Below are 16,334 nucleotides of genomic sequence, written 5' to 3' on the forward strand. Positions count from 1 at the left end.
TGGGGTTGTTAGTATGCAACATGAGAGTTACCTCTTTTGTTTTGATTGAAGATTCGACACCTTTATCAAAACGGGTAACTCTCACCTTTTCAAGATGATGTGTCAGATCAAGTCGCGACTAATACAGCTAACCTTATTAGAAAGCCCGACCTGTCGGTCTCAAGAGCCTGTAGCAACTTATCAAGTGTATCCAAGGTGATGTTTCGACAACATCTTTCGACACCGGAGATAAATGTCCTATCAATACCAGACATTCGGGCCAATCTCTCCTGACTAAGCCCTTTCTCCAATCTAACTACTTTCAAAAGCTCTGCAGTCTTAACCCTTAACTCAAGCTCCATCTCTCTTGACACTGCCGCCCCCTTTTTTAAACCTTCTGGTCGAAGTGTAAACCTTCCCTACCGCAGTGACACCTCCTTTCAGGGCTTTTTGTATAAACGGCTGGGGTTAATTGGTCAGCTCTGCATTATTGATGACCTAAGGAAGCCGCTGCTCACCATAAACATGGCCTTGTGGCAATATTGCCACAAGGCCATGTTTATGAATTAGTTTGGACCAATCTAGGCTTTGTATATACAACAACATCACATGCATAGAGTCAGTAAAAATCTATCGCTGAAGTCTCTCTCTCATAGCTATCCGCTCTACTAGCAACATGCTCCAAATGAGCAATCAGCTCCTTTTCATCCATAGTGCTCTGGATCTGATCAACGGCAACAATAACTGCCTGCATCGACTCATCAATGGCAAAACGACAGCACATACCAGCGCTGCTGTTTCTTAGCAAAAGGTCATATAGCCTTTCTTTAACCAATTTAGCTCCTTTATCCTTGAGCCCCAAGCAGGGCGAGTAAAAGCGGAGCACTACATCTTTGTCTGTTGCAGATTGACTTTTAGCAACATATACCCGCTGTTTTCGCCCTCCAGGAAAGTCTATCTGTGTCCACAGGCATTGGTGCTCATGATTATAATGAAGCTGATAATTAGCTCCTAGAGCTTGGTAATATACCTGCGCGAGGACTGGGTCAGGCTCACTGGACCACTGCCTGATGACCTTGCCTTGGTACAGGAGCTCATACTTGGCAACCAGCCCCTCTGGCTCAGGACACCGAGTATAAAGAAGCTGCTCTTGAGTCCTTCCCGTCAAACGTTCAAGAACCGATGCGATAAATCTGAAATACAGTTTTGCATCTTGTTGCAGAAATGAGCGCAAATTCTGGTGACCGCAAAGCGCTCCTAAAAAACAAGCTGCCAACAATTTCACCCGTGGACCGGGGCGCAGCGAGGACGTAGCAAGCTTCCCGAACCGTATAGGATTGCTTCTCAAAGCAAGCAATACTACTGCCCGCTTGATAAGGCTGTTTTCGTCTCTAAGTTGGTCAACACCATTCTCAGAATCAAATATATGTGAAATCTGCCGTAACCAATTGGCAATATGGTGGCGTGCCTCATCGTCTAGCTTTTCAGCCTTCTTCTGAATCACTTCTATAAGTTGATCTTGAGTAAACGCATCCGGTCCTGCCAGCTTAATGCAGTAATCAAATACTGTTCTTAACAGCCAGCGATCTACCTTAGCTTTAACACCGACTGCATCACCGGCACTGATCATCAGTAAATTTTCACGACACAATGAATCTAATCGTTCATCATTGCCAGTGGCTACCGCTTCGACCAAGAGTATTAGGATCTCTATACTGCTACTCGAAAACTCATAGAAGTTGAGCATGGCTATGACGGAGCCCAGTCTTTCTATGCTATGCACCGGCTCCTCGGCATCGATTATTCTTACGACCGCCTCGCCTTGATACCATTGCGGATACCCAGCTTCTGCCGTAGCAAAATACTCTTCACCGAAAGTTTTCTCACTAATGCTTCTAACGATGAAATCTTCTCTTTCAGCAGCATTTCTGAAAACGATTCGCTTCAAATATTTAAGAGGAATTAGACCATTAACAACAACCAACTCACTAAGCGCTTGGCCTGTATCGCTGGCACCTTGAATCCACTCCATTAAACTGTCTGAAAACTCTAAAATGACCGGAAAATCAGGACCATCCATCGTCCACAAAGGCTTAAGCTCATCTGGAATAGAGCCCGCCACAAGAGGGATCGAACCATTGTACAGCTCCCTTGAATCATCTGTGTAACGCCAAGAACGATTGGAAGTAGTAACATACCCTGCATCCAAGATAGTTAGCAGATTGGTTCGGTTTGTAATAAACCGGAAGGTCACCAGTGACGGCTGTGAGGGGATATCAAACAGCTCCTTTTGAGTATTTAGTTCTTCCATTTCATCAATCCTTCATCTTCAGACGGCAACAGTTTGAGAACTCCAGGTTCATTGACTGAGTTTGAATAAGAAAAAGCCAAGTACGAACGAGCCCTTGAAGCCATTACATAAAGTTTCATTTTCATAAACTCTTCTTCCACTCCAGTTATTCGGTACTTATTCAGCTGAGGCACAAAAACAGCATCAAACTCAAGGCCTTTGCAACTTTTATCCGTCAACAGAGTGATTGAACCTTGTGATCCGAACACAAGGCGTGAAGCGTCTTTCCAATCCGGATGACGAGAAGCATACATCTGCAGCGACAACCGACTTCCCCTCAAAGGTCCCTCGAGCATTCGAAACAGTTCCATCTGATCATTCGCGCTGGAAACAAATACGCCTATATCTTGGTCGTCATTATTCTTCGCATAATTGGCAATAAATCGGGCTTCTTCTTCCAGAGAGTCAAAACGGCGCAGCTCCGGTATCTTGCCGCGCCGAGACTCAGGAAGAACCGGCAGTTTTTCAGGACTTCCGGTAAAAAAACATCGAACCAATGCTGCAATTTCATAAGTATTCCGGAAATTTGCAGTAAGCTGATAGAACTTCTCCGGAGGAATACCCAGCCTCCGGCTGATATCCTGAATGGTGGAATGACGCTCTTCTTCCAACCGCTGATGATGATCCGCTAACACAGTGATTGCAGGTACCTGCCCATCCTTGGCTTTGCGCAAAAGCAACTGGTAACCGACCAAGTCATAAAATCCCGGAGGGAAATCTTGCCCCTCATCTAAGATTAAATGCCCCCAATTAAGTCGTTCAGGATACTTCAAGTCCCCCTGCATAACGGCCTTCAAGGCTTCATCGAAGTCGTATTCAAAAGGCTTCAGCAAAGGTAGTGGTCGCCCGGCAGCCCGAAACCACCAGTTGTATACCCATGAATGCCATGTCTTGATATTTCTCTCTAGACCTGCATTTTGCAAAGCGAGTTTGGTATAAGACACCAGCACCTTGTTGAACATGACCAGAGCAAAGTCCCTGTTCATCTTTCTCAACATTAAGGCCCGCATGATCGCCAAAACGGTCTTGCCAGTACCCGGAGGCCCTGAGACCAAAACAGCTCCATCCATCGGCGCTTCTAAAAATATGCGTTCCTGTTCAGCACTGAGTTCGCTCCTGCCTGGTAGTCTCACGCTCCCACCTCCATCGCATGGGTAAACGCTTCAAAATAACCTGTCAGTCCTTCCTTGCCGTATATCAGTGTTCGATCTAGCAAGGAGTTCGCCGTCTCACAGGAAGTTTCCCCCAGCAATGTACAGGCATGGCAGGCCGCGCGATTCATTCCGCCGTAGCCTTGGAAGGGCAGTTCACTGCAAATAGGATCGTTGGAACACCAGCGCCCACGGTAAAGCGCCGTCTTCATAATTCCATAAAAACGATCCGGCTCACCTTCTCTGACCAATCCGCCCAGTGCGCCTTCGGAATCGCCGGAAGCGGTATATATGAGTATACCTGCCATGTCGTCGCTGCAGTAAATTCGCTCCGCCAGCGATGAAGATGAATAGCCACATTCAAAACACAGCTGGCGAATCAATAGGTGCGATAGCGTGTGAAGAAGAACGTATCGGGGGCTTGCATCGGGTAGTGACTGTCCAAGGCCTGATTGCATCTGCCGGTTACAAATTGATTCGGTCGCAGAGCGCCCAACTTTGCGCTCCCATGACTGCAATTCCTCGTTAGACAGGGACAGAAAAATGCCTTCACCGTAAGTCTCAACTGCTGGAAGCCATTCTGGTCGAGGGGTCAACAGGTTTGCCCCCATCATGTTGCCCCCTGGATCAAGCCGTCTGAACCCTCTGAATGCGCGTACAATTCTAATTCTGCGGGCTAGCACTATACGGTCAATAAGCTTTCTTAGTTTGGCCCAGCAGAGCTGTTCCTCAGCCGACAAAGTAAGGCCAAAAGCATTCAGATCAACCCGTTCTGTCGAAAACACATCGGACTGTATGCGATCGCGAGTGGTGAAGACATCCCACTCCTCTGCCTTGAGTCTAAGATCCGGCGAAATGGAAGTATCTTCCTCTATTCCGTCTTCATTCTCATCCTCACTCTCTCCTTGAAGATGACCGAAAATTTTGTCGTTCGATTCACCTATATCCGAGGCGATTTCAGACACGAGCTGCTGTAGAACCGCGTTTTTCGGATCAGCTAGCATCTCCCAAAGTTTAATCAGGAACTGATATTGTGGGTGCCTTTCAAGTGAATCTGTCCATATGTCCCGGAACTTCTCTGCATCTGACTGAATGTCCAATGCGGTAAGTGTCACAGGGAAATAAGCATTACTGGCACCTCGTTGGACAACCTGCGGTATTCGGTCGCAGTTGAAGGCATTTTCATGATGTTGCCATGGGTGGCGACCCGAGCAACGCCCCAAACCGTTATGTTTGAGAGCATCTTTTTTAGCAATATGGGTCAGTGGATTGCTGCTTTGGCAACTACGACATCGAATGCTCAACGACGCGAGTCCCCCGCCCTTCCTAGGGTCGGACAGAAACTCTAATTCACGATGTGTACACTTTTCCTGCTCTTCAGTTCTTGCGCCTAGATGAGCCCAGCGAACCCAGTCCAGATCAGCTATATGACCGTTTTCGCAAACGGCAATAAAGCGCATCGGAGCCAATCGTGTTTTACTCCCGCAATGTGTGCAGAGCGGAGGTTTACCGGGACGCTCGTCTTTCCAGCCCCACTGACGCATGCGCCGGCACCTAGGACAGAACAGCCATGCAGGGAAACGCATATAAGGTACGCTTTTGTTGAGATTCGCCTCTTCCCACTTGTTTTCAGAGGCTACGACCGGCTCACGCAGCTCTACAACCGAAAGCACTTGCCTTAATCTTGGAATATCTCGAATAGTTTCTGAAGCTCGGAGCTTCCACTCTGAGATATCCAGAGCGATGAAAGACTCATCACCGAAATCGAAAATACCACCAGGGCCGAACGGTGTGATTACCTGTCCTTTGCGAACCTTTCGTTCATTTCCCATTCTGACTTTCACCTCTCACATGCACGCTGCATTCACCATCGATACTCCTCATGGAGTTCAACGTTGCCCAAGGTATAGTGGGTTTGCCGCAGGTATGGGCAGCATAGCTGGCCAATAGCGGGTCAAAATTTTTGGCCTTCATCCCCCCTCCATAGACCAAGGCCTTCATTGCGCCGCCGGCAGCTGACGCTCGTTCATGCCACATATCAATGCAGCTGGTCATATAATCATTGATCAGCTTTTTTTCACGATCGCTGCCATCGGAAGCAGCCAGCATCCGCCTGAGCAGCATCTCCGAAAACGTTATGATCTGAGGATCATTCTTGTTAAAGCGCTGTGCTCCATTATTCCCGGAACAGCCTCCGCAGTAACGCATGACGATCACAAGTGCTGCATGCAACGCCCTTTCCATCGCCGGCTGTGCAAAAGGCGTAACACTGGTCGGTTCTACGGCTCGGTAAAGCGCTTGGTGGTAGGGCAGAAATCCCTCATAGTGAGAACGGTCGCGCGCTTTATTATTCGGATAGAACGCTAAAACTATCCCCGGAACCTTACCCCGCCCAACACGTGAGGACGCTTGGATGTACTCTGCTGTAGTCTTGGGCTGACCGTTCATCATGATCAATCCAAGACGGGGCACGTCGACGCCTACCGAGAGCATATTAGTACAGGGCAACACATCAACAGCCTCACCGCTGTCCCAACGATGTCCCAATTGCTTAAGTACCGTGGGTATTTCCTTAGATGGGATATTGGCCGACATTTCAACAGGATCAGTGGAGGAGCGAGCCTGCTCCTCCGACTTCGCCAGTACAGCGACTCGCTTTGGAATGTCGTCGCGAGAGAGTGTCATTGTTTTGCCCAGTTCACGCCGACTGTTATGAAAGATAACCTGCGTCCAATACGCATCTTTTGCGTCATCCGATAACGCCACATCCATGGGGGCCTGAGCCAGTGCAGCAGCGGTGCCCGCCAATGAGAAAACCGGAGATTGATGAGGGCTCAGTAGACCCGTATACATTCGCCCAGGAGATCCCGTTTCTTCGCGAGAGAAATAAGCGTCTTTGACATCGATGCCTGCAGGCGGGAAAACAGCAACCTCCCTAGCATAAAGTCGTCTGGCTTGCTCCGGTGCTCTTCGAATCGTTGCTGTGGCGGCGATATACTTTGGACGAGCTCCAGCCGAGGCCATAACCACATCCATAGCAGCTTCATAAAGGCCAGCCACCGTTCCCAAAGGCCCTGAAATCAGATGCAGTTCGTCCTGTATGATCAGCGAAGGAGGATGTCTCTCTCCCTGTTGACCGCCACAGAAAAAGGCTCGAGGTTCGTCCAGCCAAGTCAGACGGGCAAACTTGTCAACTGTTCCGACTAAAAACGATGGCGGATAATGATAAAGATGCTGATCGACAACGTTTATGGGCAGAGATTCGTGAAAATCACACTGTTCATCCGGACAGTGAAACTCAAAAAAACTATCATCACATCGGACACCATAGTGTGCTGCTTCCTCCTGTTTTTCAGGAACGATTCTACAACCGCACCATGGACATTGAAGAAGCTGGAACGGATTTACCGGGCTCAGATCATTGAGAAGCGTCTGATACTGAAGATAAGCTTCTTGAAAATCATTGGGGGACGTATCTCCTCCTACCCATAACCCTAAGGTAAAAGGTTCATCTCCCAAATCATCGCTATTAGAGCGGCGAATTTTTTCACAAGCACAAATAAGCGTCGATACACGTTGAAACTGCTGAGAGGTCAACAGGCGAAGCGTGTAGCGCTTGATAATAGCTGTACCGCCACCTTTGTCACCGAACGACATACGTCGCCAGAAAAGCTCGAACGCAGCTACTGCCAAATAGGCTTCAGTCTTACCGCCACCGGTTGGGAACCAGATTAGGTCAACCGTGTCCCTGTCCGTCGAGTTACGATTAGCTAAGGATTCAATAACCAGTAACTGGAAGGCTAACTGGAAAGGACGCCACCGAGATCGACGCCAGTCTTTGGAAGCGTAGTCTGGCTTACCATTTCCATGCCCCCTTTCCCTAGTGGTACCGGCATAGCCATCATGCGAGTGCACCATCTGCATCAACATGGCCAGATTGGCCATTTCAAAGCACTGCCGAGCACGAATATTGCAGGTAAGAAAATCCAAGCCTTTTTGCATTCGTTCCTTGGCTTGATCCAAGCGAGCTAGGATACGTTCAGCAGCTTTAGGGAATTTGCCAATTTTAGCTGCTTGGTGAGCCTGATTACCTATCCATTCTCCGTAGTGATCAATGAATGCCTGTAATTTTTCGCATTTATCTTCGAACGTAACCTCTCTATCAGCCAGATACTGGAGTGAAAATGCTTCCGATGTCGCCATCGAAGATCCTTGTGCAAAGTCGGCAGTGATTGGTGGCACCTCATAACGTGGAAGAAACGCACTTTCAGTACTGCTAACCACTTCAGCTTCTGTATTCCAATGGGCAGATGTTCCGTGCCCGATAGCATAGGTGCGCTTGCTGTCATAGATCAGCGCCAGCTCTTCCTCTTCGGTATCCCAGGAATAGCGATCGGGAGAAGGATATGCCAAAATAGCCTCTCCCTCGGGCTTGCAGCGTATCCACGTTTGATAGAGCACTTGTTGAGGTTCAAAACGGCCCTTTTGGTCGACAGCATTGGCATTGATCAACGTGACGGTTACCAGCCAGCCTTCCTCTTTTTTTCTCCAAATCGAACTTAACCGACCGTTGCCTTCCAAGACCTGATCTACCGAAGTTGATTTACAACTGAGCTGGTGCTCTTCGGGTTTATCACGTGTCGCAATCGCTCTCCTCTTCCAACTGGAAGAGCTCTCGTCCCTGTGGTTGTCATATACTGCTGCGCAGATAGAGACAGTGACCGAATCGGCTCGAGTAAAGAAGGAAAGGCCTATTGATGCAGGGAGCTGCTGATAGGCCATGCTAACAGGGTCGTCCGCTGCACTTTCATCAGGATCGTAGGCCGACTCATTATTACCTTGCCCTGCACCAGGTGGAAACAACACCCCCATTAAGTAACGCTCATCCGGACGGCTGGAGATTGGCAGCTCTTCTCTCTCCCCATTTGCCGGACCTATAAGCTGACGCTCAAGATAGGTCAATAGCGCCTCACGCTCTTCCGAAAAATTAACTGTTACTGTCATCAGTTTTCCTCATCCATTAGGTGAGCTCGCAAAGCCGGCAAATTATCGAGTTGATATTGGTCGAACTTCGGCTTGAGCAATTGGGGCACTATCAGGCTCACAACAGCATTTGCTCTAGTCATCCCAACGTACAGTTTTGAAATATCGGCCTTTAAGCCTTTGAACAGTTCAAGATCGACCAAGATAATGTAGCGATTCTCGAGCCCCTTGAAATCAAGCACACGACTAAACGTCACTGAGCTCTGATGCCACTGACAACCGGCAGTCGCATCCACAACCTGGAAACGTCTCCGCCACCGCTTATTGAGATTGCCGATCAGCGAATGCTCCCAGTCCGTCATTGACAGTACTGTAATATCACCTGGCAGTACGTGTTCGTCATCGATCCAACGAGTCAGTTTCTTTTCAACCTCATGTACAGCATCTGCTTCATCTAGACAGTAGATGTACTCCACTTTAAGCCCGTCGCCCTTAACCTTGGCACGACCGATATCTCCACCTGTCAAAAGCATGGTCGCCGTCGCTATCTGGCGTGTATTTCTACAGTTGTCATAAAGCGGCCAAGGTATTCCGGCCGACTGCAAATAGGCTTTCGCATCCGGCTCTATATCTTCATACATAGAGCCTTGGTTATTGCTGTCCATGAAAAACAGCCAGTGTCCTTTTTCAAGCCCTCCGTCGAATAGGCCATCAAGAAAAAGTATGGAATCCATGTCCAGAAAATCCTGGCCCTCATCAACCACCAGTACATCAAAGTCAGGCAGTCTTCCCTTTTGCGACTTTTCAATCAAAGCTGAGTAGTCAAGCACATCGACCATGCTCGTATTGAGCTTTTCACGCATGTTCCAAGCCAATACCGGACTTCGACAGATGTACAGCACTTCCTTCCCAGAGCGCGACAGCCGGCGGGAGGCTTCTGCAGCCAAGAATGTTTTCCCGGTGCCGGCTCCTCCCTCGACGACAACCCTTGGTTGGAGCAACAAACCATCAAGATAGCGATACTGATCTGCTGTGAGCTGAACAAGGTCTTCGACGGCGGTACCGACACGACTTATCAAGGCAGGAACGCGATCAAGATCAGGCCTCATAGCCTTTATCAGAGAAGCAACCTCGGAATCGGACAGCAGCTCCTTTCTGCCCGTTTTTTCAGACCAATAGCGATACAGCTTCTCAATCCAAACTTTACATTGGCGACGATCGTAGGTAACCGCATCAAAAATCAGGGCGGCATCCCACTCAACCGAACTTTCTTCAAAAACCACATCAGGAAACATCAATCCGAAGCCAAAATTAACCCGATTCAAGAGGTCTGTCGGTATCACCCCCTCCAACCTTTTTTGCAGTGCAAATCGAGCACTTCTGGCTTGGTCTAGCGGGCTCTCGCGTTTGATGTGATCTGCCCCCCCGCGGTCAGTCATCACCCACTGGCCCCGTTCGCAACGGACGCGTCCCCCTTTCACTTCCAAAACAAGAACGCCTTTGGGAGAAACAATTACAAAGTCTGCTTCCGCCCATTGTTTATAATCGTGCTCTGGCAAGTTAAGCGAATGAAGGGCTGTAGCACTGGGCAGCTCAGCCTCTTTTAATGCATCAAATATTTTTCTTTCCGCACTGCTGGGAAACTTGAAAACAACTTGTGGCAACGTATCCATACTGATTACCTACTTATAGATTCTCCGTGCTTTCTGATTAAATACACCATCACCGTTCATTTGCTTTCATCTACTACCTGACTTCACTAATGAAGTCTTTGAAAGTATAAAGGTACTCTCTTTGATTATCGGTGTATGTTTGCTGAATTGGTGCAGGAACCACTAGCTGGAGATATTCGTTCTGCATTTCAGATGTCTGGTCTTCCGATATTGCTGGCTGAAGAGTTATCAGGTGCTTCCTTTCAATCCTTTTGGCCTCTGCCAATACCTGACGCCAGCGATCTTTACAGGTGGTTTTTGCCCCCAGCATTCGGAGCTTTGATTCGTCGAATGATTCGTCATGGTAAGCAACTTGCCCAGGAAAAAGGAAGTCAGGAGTTCGCTTTCCTTCGGTTTTTGCGCCTCTATCGAAACTAACCCCGTTTAGAGTGAGTATTTCTTCAATGTGATTTTCGAAAGCGTGGCCACCTCTTGACTTCCGCCGGTTTTGCACGCTAAGCGAAAACTTAACAAACTCGTCGACATCATCTCCGTACTTGCCAAAGCCTTGCCGTAACCTTTCAGCAACAATGTGTCTCTCGAGTAGCCTGAATAAATTTTCTTCCTCATCCATCCAAGCTAGGAGTGCATCATCGGGAGAGTCAATAATATCAATGGCCCCAGAGTAGCAATCTCTTGCAAAGGAGGAGAAATCCCTAGTTTTTGGAAAAGAACCGCCAAATTTTTCAAGGATTGCTGCAAGCTTGTCTGAGTCGTCACTTCTCCCGGTATCAAGCTCAAGACCTAATTGAGCCAACATTACTCTGACAGGAAGCACGATTTCATTCTGTCGAAAAGGCACTTTTGTTAGCGAGAAATTTGTTGCGACACCGGAAGCACCAAAGAGTGCGCGAAGCTGCTTCTCTGCAGAGCTGTCGTGAGGTGCGAAAACCATTAGCAAAGTGTTTTCCCGGGTCAATGCAATCAGAAAGAAGTCACCCTCCTGTAACTGAGCTGTTACATCGTTATCTGTGTAGTACAAGCGGTATTCAGAAGAGCGATCAGGTTGGTTGTATCTGGTGTCATACCAAGACACTGAATCTTCGATAAGAACAGGTTCGTCAGAGTCATCCGTTATATAGCTAAGAACAGCTTTGAAATACCTCTTCTCGCCATCCAGAGGCAATCCCAGAAACTCAGCAAATCCGGCTTTAACTAATCCGCCTATTTCATGTTGATTTGACCCTTTGGTCGTACTGCCGGAGCGTGGAACATCAACCGCTTTTAAGTTTTTGATGGCAACAGCTTTGAATACATCGGTCAACTTTTCGTACATTCACTTTCCCTAATTCCGAGTGTTTATAAGGGGCTAATTAGTCCAGAAGCGAGCCTTCTTTTCCCCCTTATGGCGCACTCCCAACTCCTACTAACAGCCTGCAGGTCGGCTTACCTTCCAATTCACTTATTGACATCGCGCGGTCCCCGAATGCCAACGATGTTACCGAGCCAACGGTTGCTGCCTAACCTTAGAACGAACCAGACCAACTGAATTTCGTTAAAAGCAGTATTGATAAATCTCGTCAAAACAACAGCAAGTTAGCACCTTGGGCTTAATCAAATCTAGGCGTAGATCAAGTTTCTGTTGTAGCTCTCACAGCCTGAATAGAACTAAAGCCTTGTATCTGCTTATCTGTTGTTCATGTGCATATAAGAGGGAAGCTGAAGGGGGTGAGCGGATGGCTGTCCTTATTTTGATGCTGGCCGTGCCTTTGACGGCGTTAGCTAAGCGGTTCTTCCCTGACCCAAATTGTTTTGATGCACCGTTCGAGTGCAGTGCTGTGTGAATGGCAGCGGTCATCTATTTATAAGACGGTTATCCTAACTGTGACTGTATTGTTAAACAATAAAAAACCATCAGGCAAATAAGCGGCCGTGTACTGCGGTTGTAATAAAGAGAGGGTTGGTAGTTATGTGATAAAGAGCTACTGTGATAGTAAGTAATGAAAGAAGGGCGCATTTGCGCCCTTCTTTGCATTTAAGCAGCATTCTTTTTTCGATTTTTTTCTGCCACAACAACATCCCTGATATGTGGTGCCATGAGCTGGGCCACGGCTCTGAATACAGAAACCACCACTGAATTACCAAACTGTTTGTAAGCGTTGTTGTCCGCGCAAACGATTCTGAAATCCGTGTCGTTTTCAGTACGATCAAACTCTGGCTTCTCGAAACCCATCAGCCTTGCACATTCCTGCGGGGTCAGCCTTCTTGGCGTAAGGTAGGTAGGATCGAACTCTTTGGCATAACGGCCGTGCAAATCGTCGTAACGGCTTTCACCGTCCTTAATAAATTCCTTGTAATCTTTCTCGCTACAGCCCGGGTTTTGCGCCTTCATTTTTTCAGCATAGGCAATGGAAGCCACTTCACGATCAAGGTTCTTGCGAATAGCGTGCTCGCGGTTGTTATCCAAGTACTCCATAGGCAAGTTGTGCTGGTTGATTAGGATTTCCGAGCCGTCCTTGTAGTAACGTGCTGACAGGGTACGGGTCACCGCGTTTTCATCGTCTGGGTTTACCAGCCCGAATCCGAACCCATTGCCCTTGGTCTGGTGTTTCAGGGCATAGTGGTAGAGGTAGTTCCACAGGTTGTGCGTAAGGGTATATTTCTCTTCATCCTGCTCGCTCAGTTTGCAGAGGATATCCGCTACGGTGTAACGCTGTGGCGGGTAATGCTGGCTGACGTTTCTTAGGGAGAACTCACTCAGGGACGGCATCGTTTCCAGCAGGTCGTTGCGGATCCCAACCAAGACGATACGTTCACGGTGCTGCGGTGTGAAATGCTTGCCGTCGATAATGGTCGGCTCTGATGCTTTTCTTGCCCGCACACACTGAATGTCTTCTTCAATGCCGCCGGTCTCCCGGGTGCTTTTCTGTGCTGTGCCAGTAATGTCTGCCACATGATAGCCGAGTCGGTTAAGGGTGCGGATGATGGTAGCGAAGGTGTTGCCCTTGTCATGGCTTTTGAGGTTTTTTACGTTCTCAAGCACAAAGAACTTAGGCTTTCTTGCTTCGATGATTTTCTCTACATCAAAGAACAGAGTGCCCTGGGTATCACACTCAAAACCGTGCGCCCGGCCAAGTGAGTTTTTCTTCGAAACGCCGGCGAGTGAGAACGGCTGACACGGAAACCCAGCCAGCAGCACATCATGCTCCGGAATATGTCGCAGGATATTAGCCTTTTTCTCTTCATCACTAAGAGTGTGGACTCCGCTAAGAGTGATCTTGGTGATGTCCATCAGTGAAGTGTTTTTCTCCGGCTCACCCTCCTGCTTTTCCGCAAAATAGGGGTAAGGGTCGTTTTCCTCGTCTAGGAAGTACGGCAGTTCATTTTCATCCACATAGTGGTTGGCCAGATATGTTCGGCGCGCCTGGCGCTCATACTCGCTGGTAAAGACACACTTGCCGCCGATCTCAGCAAAGCCCTTGCGGATACCGCCGATACCGGCAAAGAGATCAATAAAGGTAAAGTCAGGATTGTCCCAGTGCACGGGCTTTGTTGGGAGCAATTTGCTACGGATGCACTCGATGGTACGCTCACTGAATATCAGGTCGCTCTGCTCTGGATTCTTTTTCCAGTGGTTAAGTTTTTCTCTGGTAACAACCGGGGTGATTTCCAGCGGACTCAGTCTCAAGGCTAGGTTTTTCTGATCGTAGATTTCGACCAGTAGCTTAAGTAGCTGATTGGTTTTTTCTTTCTGCTTCAGGATGCGTTCTTCATCGACGCGGTCGCCGTCTATGATGTATTCTCTGTGCTGCACAGACATTCCTCCTAGGGCCGTTTGTGTTAGAGCTTATCACACAAAATTCCCTTTTTTAAATTATTATGTGTTTTTATACAGTGGTTAGTATGCCTGTCATTCTGTCATTTTCTGTTTCGTTAAGACAGATCATCCCGCCGCTGTCGATAATGCCTGCCTTCGAGCCGCTTATTATCCAAGTTTCAACCAGTCTGGCTGTCGTCCCTTCAGGCAACCTTGCGTGGCCTTTCAGAGCACACTCCCAGATAACAAGAACCCGGATACCCAGACGATGCAATGCGGCGAGGTTTTTTCTGTCTCGGATGACGTTGCCGTTGAGTTTTTCTGCCCAGAAGGCTCTGCGTGTGCGGGGAAGCGTAAAAAGGTGACAGCCATGGGCATGCCAGAAACAGCCGTTGATAAAAACGGCGGCCCGGTGTTTACCCATCCATATATCGGGTTTGCCAGGAATACCGACTGGAGCTATGCGGTAGCGGAAGCCGCGCTGATACAGCGCCTTTCGGACAACAATTTCGAGGCGGGTATCACGCCCTCTGATTGCCTGCATATTTCTGCGTCTTTGTTCCACTTCTATGCCTTTTTCAAAGCCACTCTTGGGATTATTTGAGCAGATTGATTTCCTGTTTCTGCTCATAAAGGTGTGGAATCACCTTGTGAATTTGATTCACCCGCCACTGCGTACGGCGTTTGTTATTCTTCGGGTTGGCCGGGTCGCACTTCGGCGCAGGGTCAATAAAGATGGCATGGTCTAGGATAGCATCCAGCAACTTTTTCGGGTTAGTACCACGGCACCACACCACATCCTTTCCGAAGAACACCTCATACTTGTGACCGCTAACCTTCAGCTCTTTATTCTCGGTATTAATGCGGGTGGCTGGCACGTAAACGGCCTCGTTGTGTTTGGCGCCCCATCCTCCCAGAATCCGCTCCATACTCCACCCTGCGGCCAAGTTCCCGTCAGCATCGAACATCCCAATATATAGCTCTTCGCGATTAAGCTGCTTTGAGATACTTTCTTCCCTGTTATATCCCATTATTCTCAGCGTCAGACCTGACTTTGCGCTTCGCTTGCCTTCCTTGTGGACACCGGTCCAGCGCCATTCCCCATTCTTTTCATATCCATAGGTGGTCATGAATTTGGTGAAATCCTCTTTGTAGAGGCCCATATCCGGCTCGGTGGTCATCAGGGTCAGTTTTTTCGCCGTGTGCGCCTTCAGCTCAACACCCATGTAGTCTCCATCCTTGTTGGCGTTAGGGATGATTTCCAGCGCATCTTCCAGTGTGTAACCGCAGACTTGGTTACCGTTAAACGGAATCGTCGTGTTGTCAATTGTACGTCGGACACCCGGCATCCAGCGCTCAACCACAGCGGTCAGTTTCTGCTGCAGGTCATTTTCGTGAATGTAGGATTCACGCAGCAGCTTGATGACACCGGAGCCTTCAAATCCCGGGGAGGCGAGTACCTTCTTAAGCAGATTACCCTGGGGCATCACGATAATTGCAATTGCACCACCGTACTGCGTTCGGCCTAGGATCATGATGCGTTTAAGTTCTGGATTGGCCTTAGTGAATTCGACGGAGAGTGAAGCCGGGATTTCGGCTGTTTCTGTCTTGAAGCCACTGAGGCGCATTTCCGGGTACTGGGCGTAAATCAGCATTTTTACTTTCGGCGCACGAATTTCCCGCCCGTTATTTGTCAGCCAGGAAAAGTTCTTGAAAACTGCTTCAGGAATACTCCTTCCCCTGCTTTTTCCGCCCTTCTTGGCGCTAATTACCGGCCCGCGTTCTGCATACTCAAAGTCAAACAGCGAACCCAGCATGTTAAAATCTGATGACCAGCGAATCTGGTTCTGGTCATTGGCATTTTTTGGTAATACCTTGGCAAGCACATGGGTAAAGCGATTTTCAGGAAACAGTGCTAGGATCTGTTCAATATCCGCGAGGTGGTGCTCGTAGATCTCACTCATCGGCTTTCTCCGTTTCAGACATTTCTGAGGCTTCAGGACGCAGATTCCTCGGAATCTGCGTCCTGAAGAGTATCTCAATCGAGACACGTGACGGAGACAATATACCCAGCACCTATCAATAATATCAATCAGTTAGACATTCTTAAACCGAACGCAGTCAATGTATAGTTACCGTGTTCTATTAATTCAGGACAGTACGTAAGGTCGATTCTGAGCTTGAGCTAGATTTACAACACGATTGTGTTGAAGGGGGTAATGCTGGTTGTAAGGGTATACCTGGTGTTCATTGATGTCTTTCCTCACCTCAACCATGCATGGAAATACTGTAACAGGAGCCTTGCTGCCTAAGTATCATTCACTAATCTGATCTGATCTGAAAACATAGCTATACCGTGGACAATTTCTGAGGCGGTGAGGTCATTTTACAAAAGCTGCTCA

The 16,334-nt window shown here is 48.3% G+C and carries 10 protein-coding genes; all 10 read right to left on the minus strand.

Features of this window, described 5'->3' with window-relative positions:
- Nucleotides 1–107 precede the first annotated feature (107 nt).
- Nucleotides 108–341 (minus strand): helix-turn-helix domain-containing protein, encoded by a 234-nt coding sequence (locus KJI95_RS19610; RefSeq protein WP_214508598.1) that lies wholly within the window; start codon nucleotides 339–341, stop codon nucleotides 108–110.
- Nucleotides 342–598: 257 nt separating this feature from the next.
- Entirely contained in the window at nucleotides 599–2,290 is a 1,692-nt protein-coding gene (locus KJI95_RS17775) for a hypothetical protein (protein WP_214508549.1), read from the minus strand.
- The gene (locus tag KJI95_RS17780; protein WP_214508550.1) at nucleotides 2,278–3,462 is read right to left on the minus strand and encodes an AAA family ATPase; all 1,185 of its coding nucleotides are present in this window, start codon (nucleotides 3,460–3,462) and stop codon (nucleotides 2,278–2,280) included. The genes KJI95_RS17775 and KJI95_RS17780 overlap by 13 nt, the downstream gene beginning before the upstream one ends.
- Nucleotides 3,459–5,312 (minus strand): DUF1998 domain-containing protein, encoded by a 1,854-nt coding sequence (drmB, locus tag KJI95_RS17785; RefSeq protein WP_214508551.1) that lies wholly within the window; start codon nucleotides 5,310–5,312, stop codon nucleotides 3,459–3,461. The genes KJI95_RS17780 and drmB overlap by 4 nt, the downstream gene beginning before the upstream one ends.
- Entirely contained in the window at nucleotides 5,302–8,484 is a 3,183-nt protein-coding gene (locus KJI95_RS17790; RefSeq protein WP_214508552.1) for a helicase-related protein, read from the minus strand. Before KJI95_RS17790 ends, drmB begins: the two co-directional genes overlap by 11 nt.
- Nucleotides 8,484–10,136, minus strand: a complete 1,653-nt coding sequence (locus KJI95_RS17795) for a nuclease-related domain-containing DEAD/DEAH box helicase (protein ID WP_214508553.1) — start codon at nucleotides 10,134–10,136, stop codon at nucleotides 8,484–8,486. Before KJI95_RS17795 ends, KJI95_RS17790 begins: the two co-directional genes overlap by 1 nt.
- Before the next feature lie 73 nt (nucleotides 10,137–10,209).
- Nucleotides 10,210–11,451, minus strand: coding sequence for a type II restriction endonuclease (locus KJI95_RS17800; RefSeq protein ID WP_214508554.1), 1,242 nt, complete (start codon nucleotides 11,449–11,451; stop codon nucleotides 10,210–10,212).
- A 699-nt stretch (nucleotides 11,452–12,150) separates the two neighbouring features.
- The gene (dcm, locus tag KJI95_RS17805; protein ID WP_349356756.1) at nucleotides 12,151–13,929 is read right to left on the minus strand and encodes a DNA (cytosine-5-)-methyltransferase; all 1,779 of its coding nucleotides are present in this window, start codon (nucleotides 13,927–13,929) and stop codon (nucleotides 12,151–12,153) included.
- A 73-nt stretch (nucleotides 13,930–14,002) separates the two neighbouring features.
- Nucleotides 14,003–14,563 (minus strand): very short patch repair endonuclease, encoded by a 561-nt coding sequence (locus tag KJI95_RS19720; RefSeq protein ID WP_214508556.1) that lies wholly within the window; start codon nucleotides 14,561–14,563, stop codon nucleotides 14,003–14,005.
- Nucleotides 14,529–15,896, minus strand: coding sequence for an MvaI/BcnI family restriction endonuclease (locus KJI95_RS17815; protein ID WP_214508557.1), 1,368 nt, complete (start codon nucleotides 15,894–15,896; stop codon nucleotides 14,529–14,531). The genes KJI95_RS19720 and KJI95_RS17815 overlap by 35 nt, the downstream gene beginning before the upstream one ends.
- Nucleotides 15,897–16,334 lie beyond the last annotated feature (438 nt).

Source organism: Shewanella jiangmenensis, assembly GCF_018596335.1.
Taxonomy (GTDB): domain Bacteria; phylum Pseudomonadota; class Gammaproteobacteria; order Enterobacterales; family Shewanellaceae; genus Shewanella; species Shewanella jiangmenensis.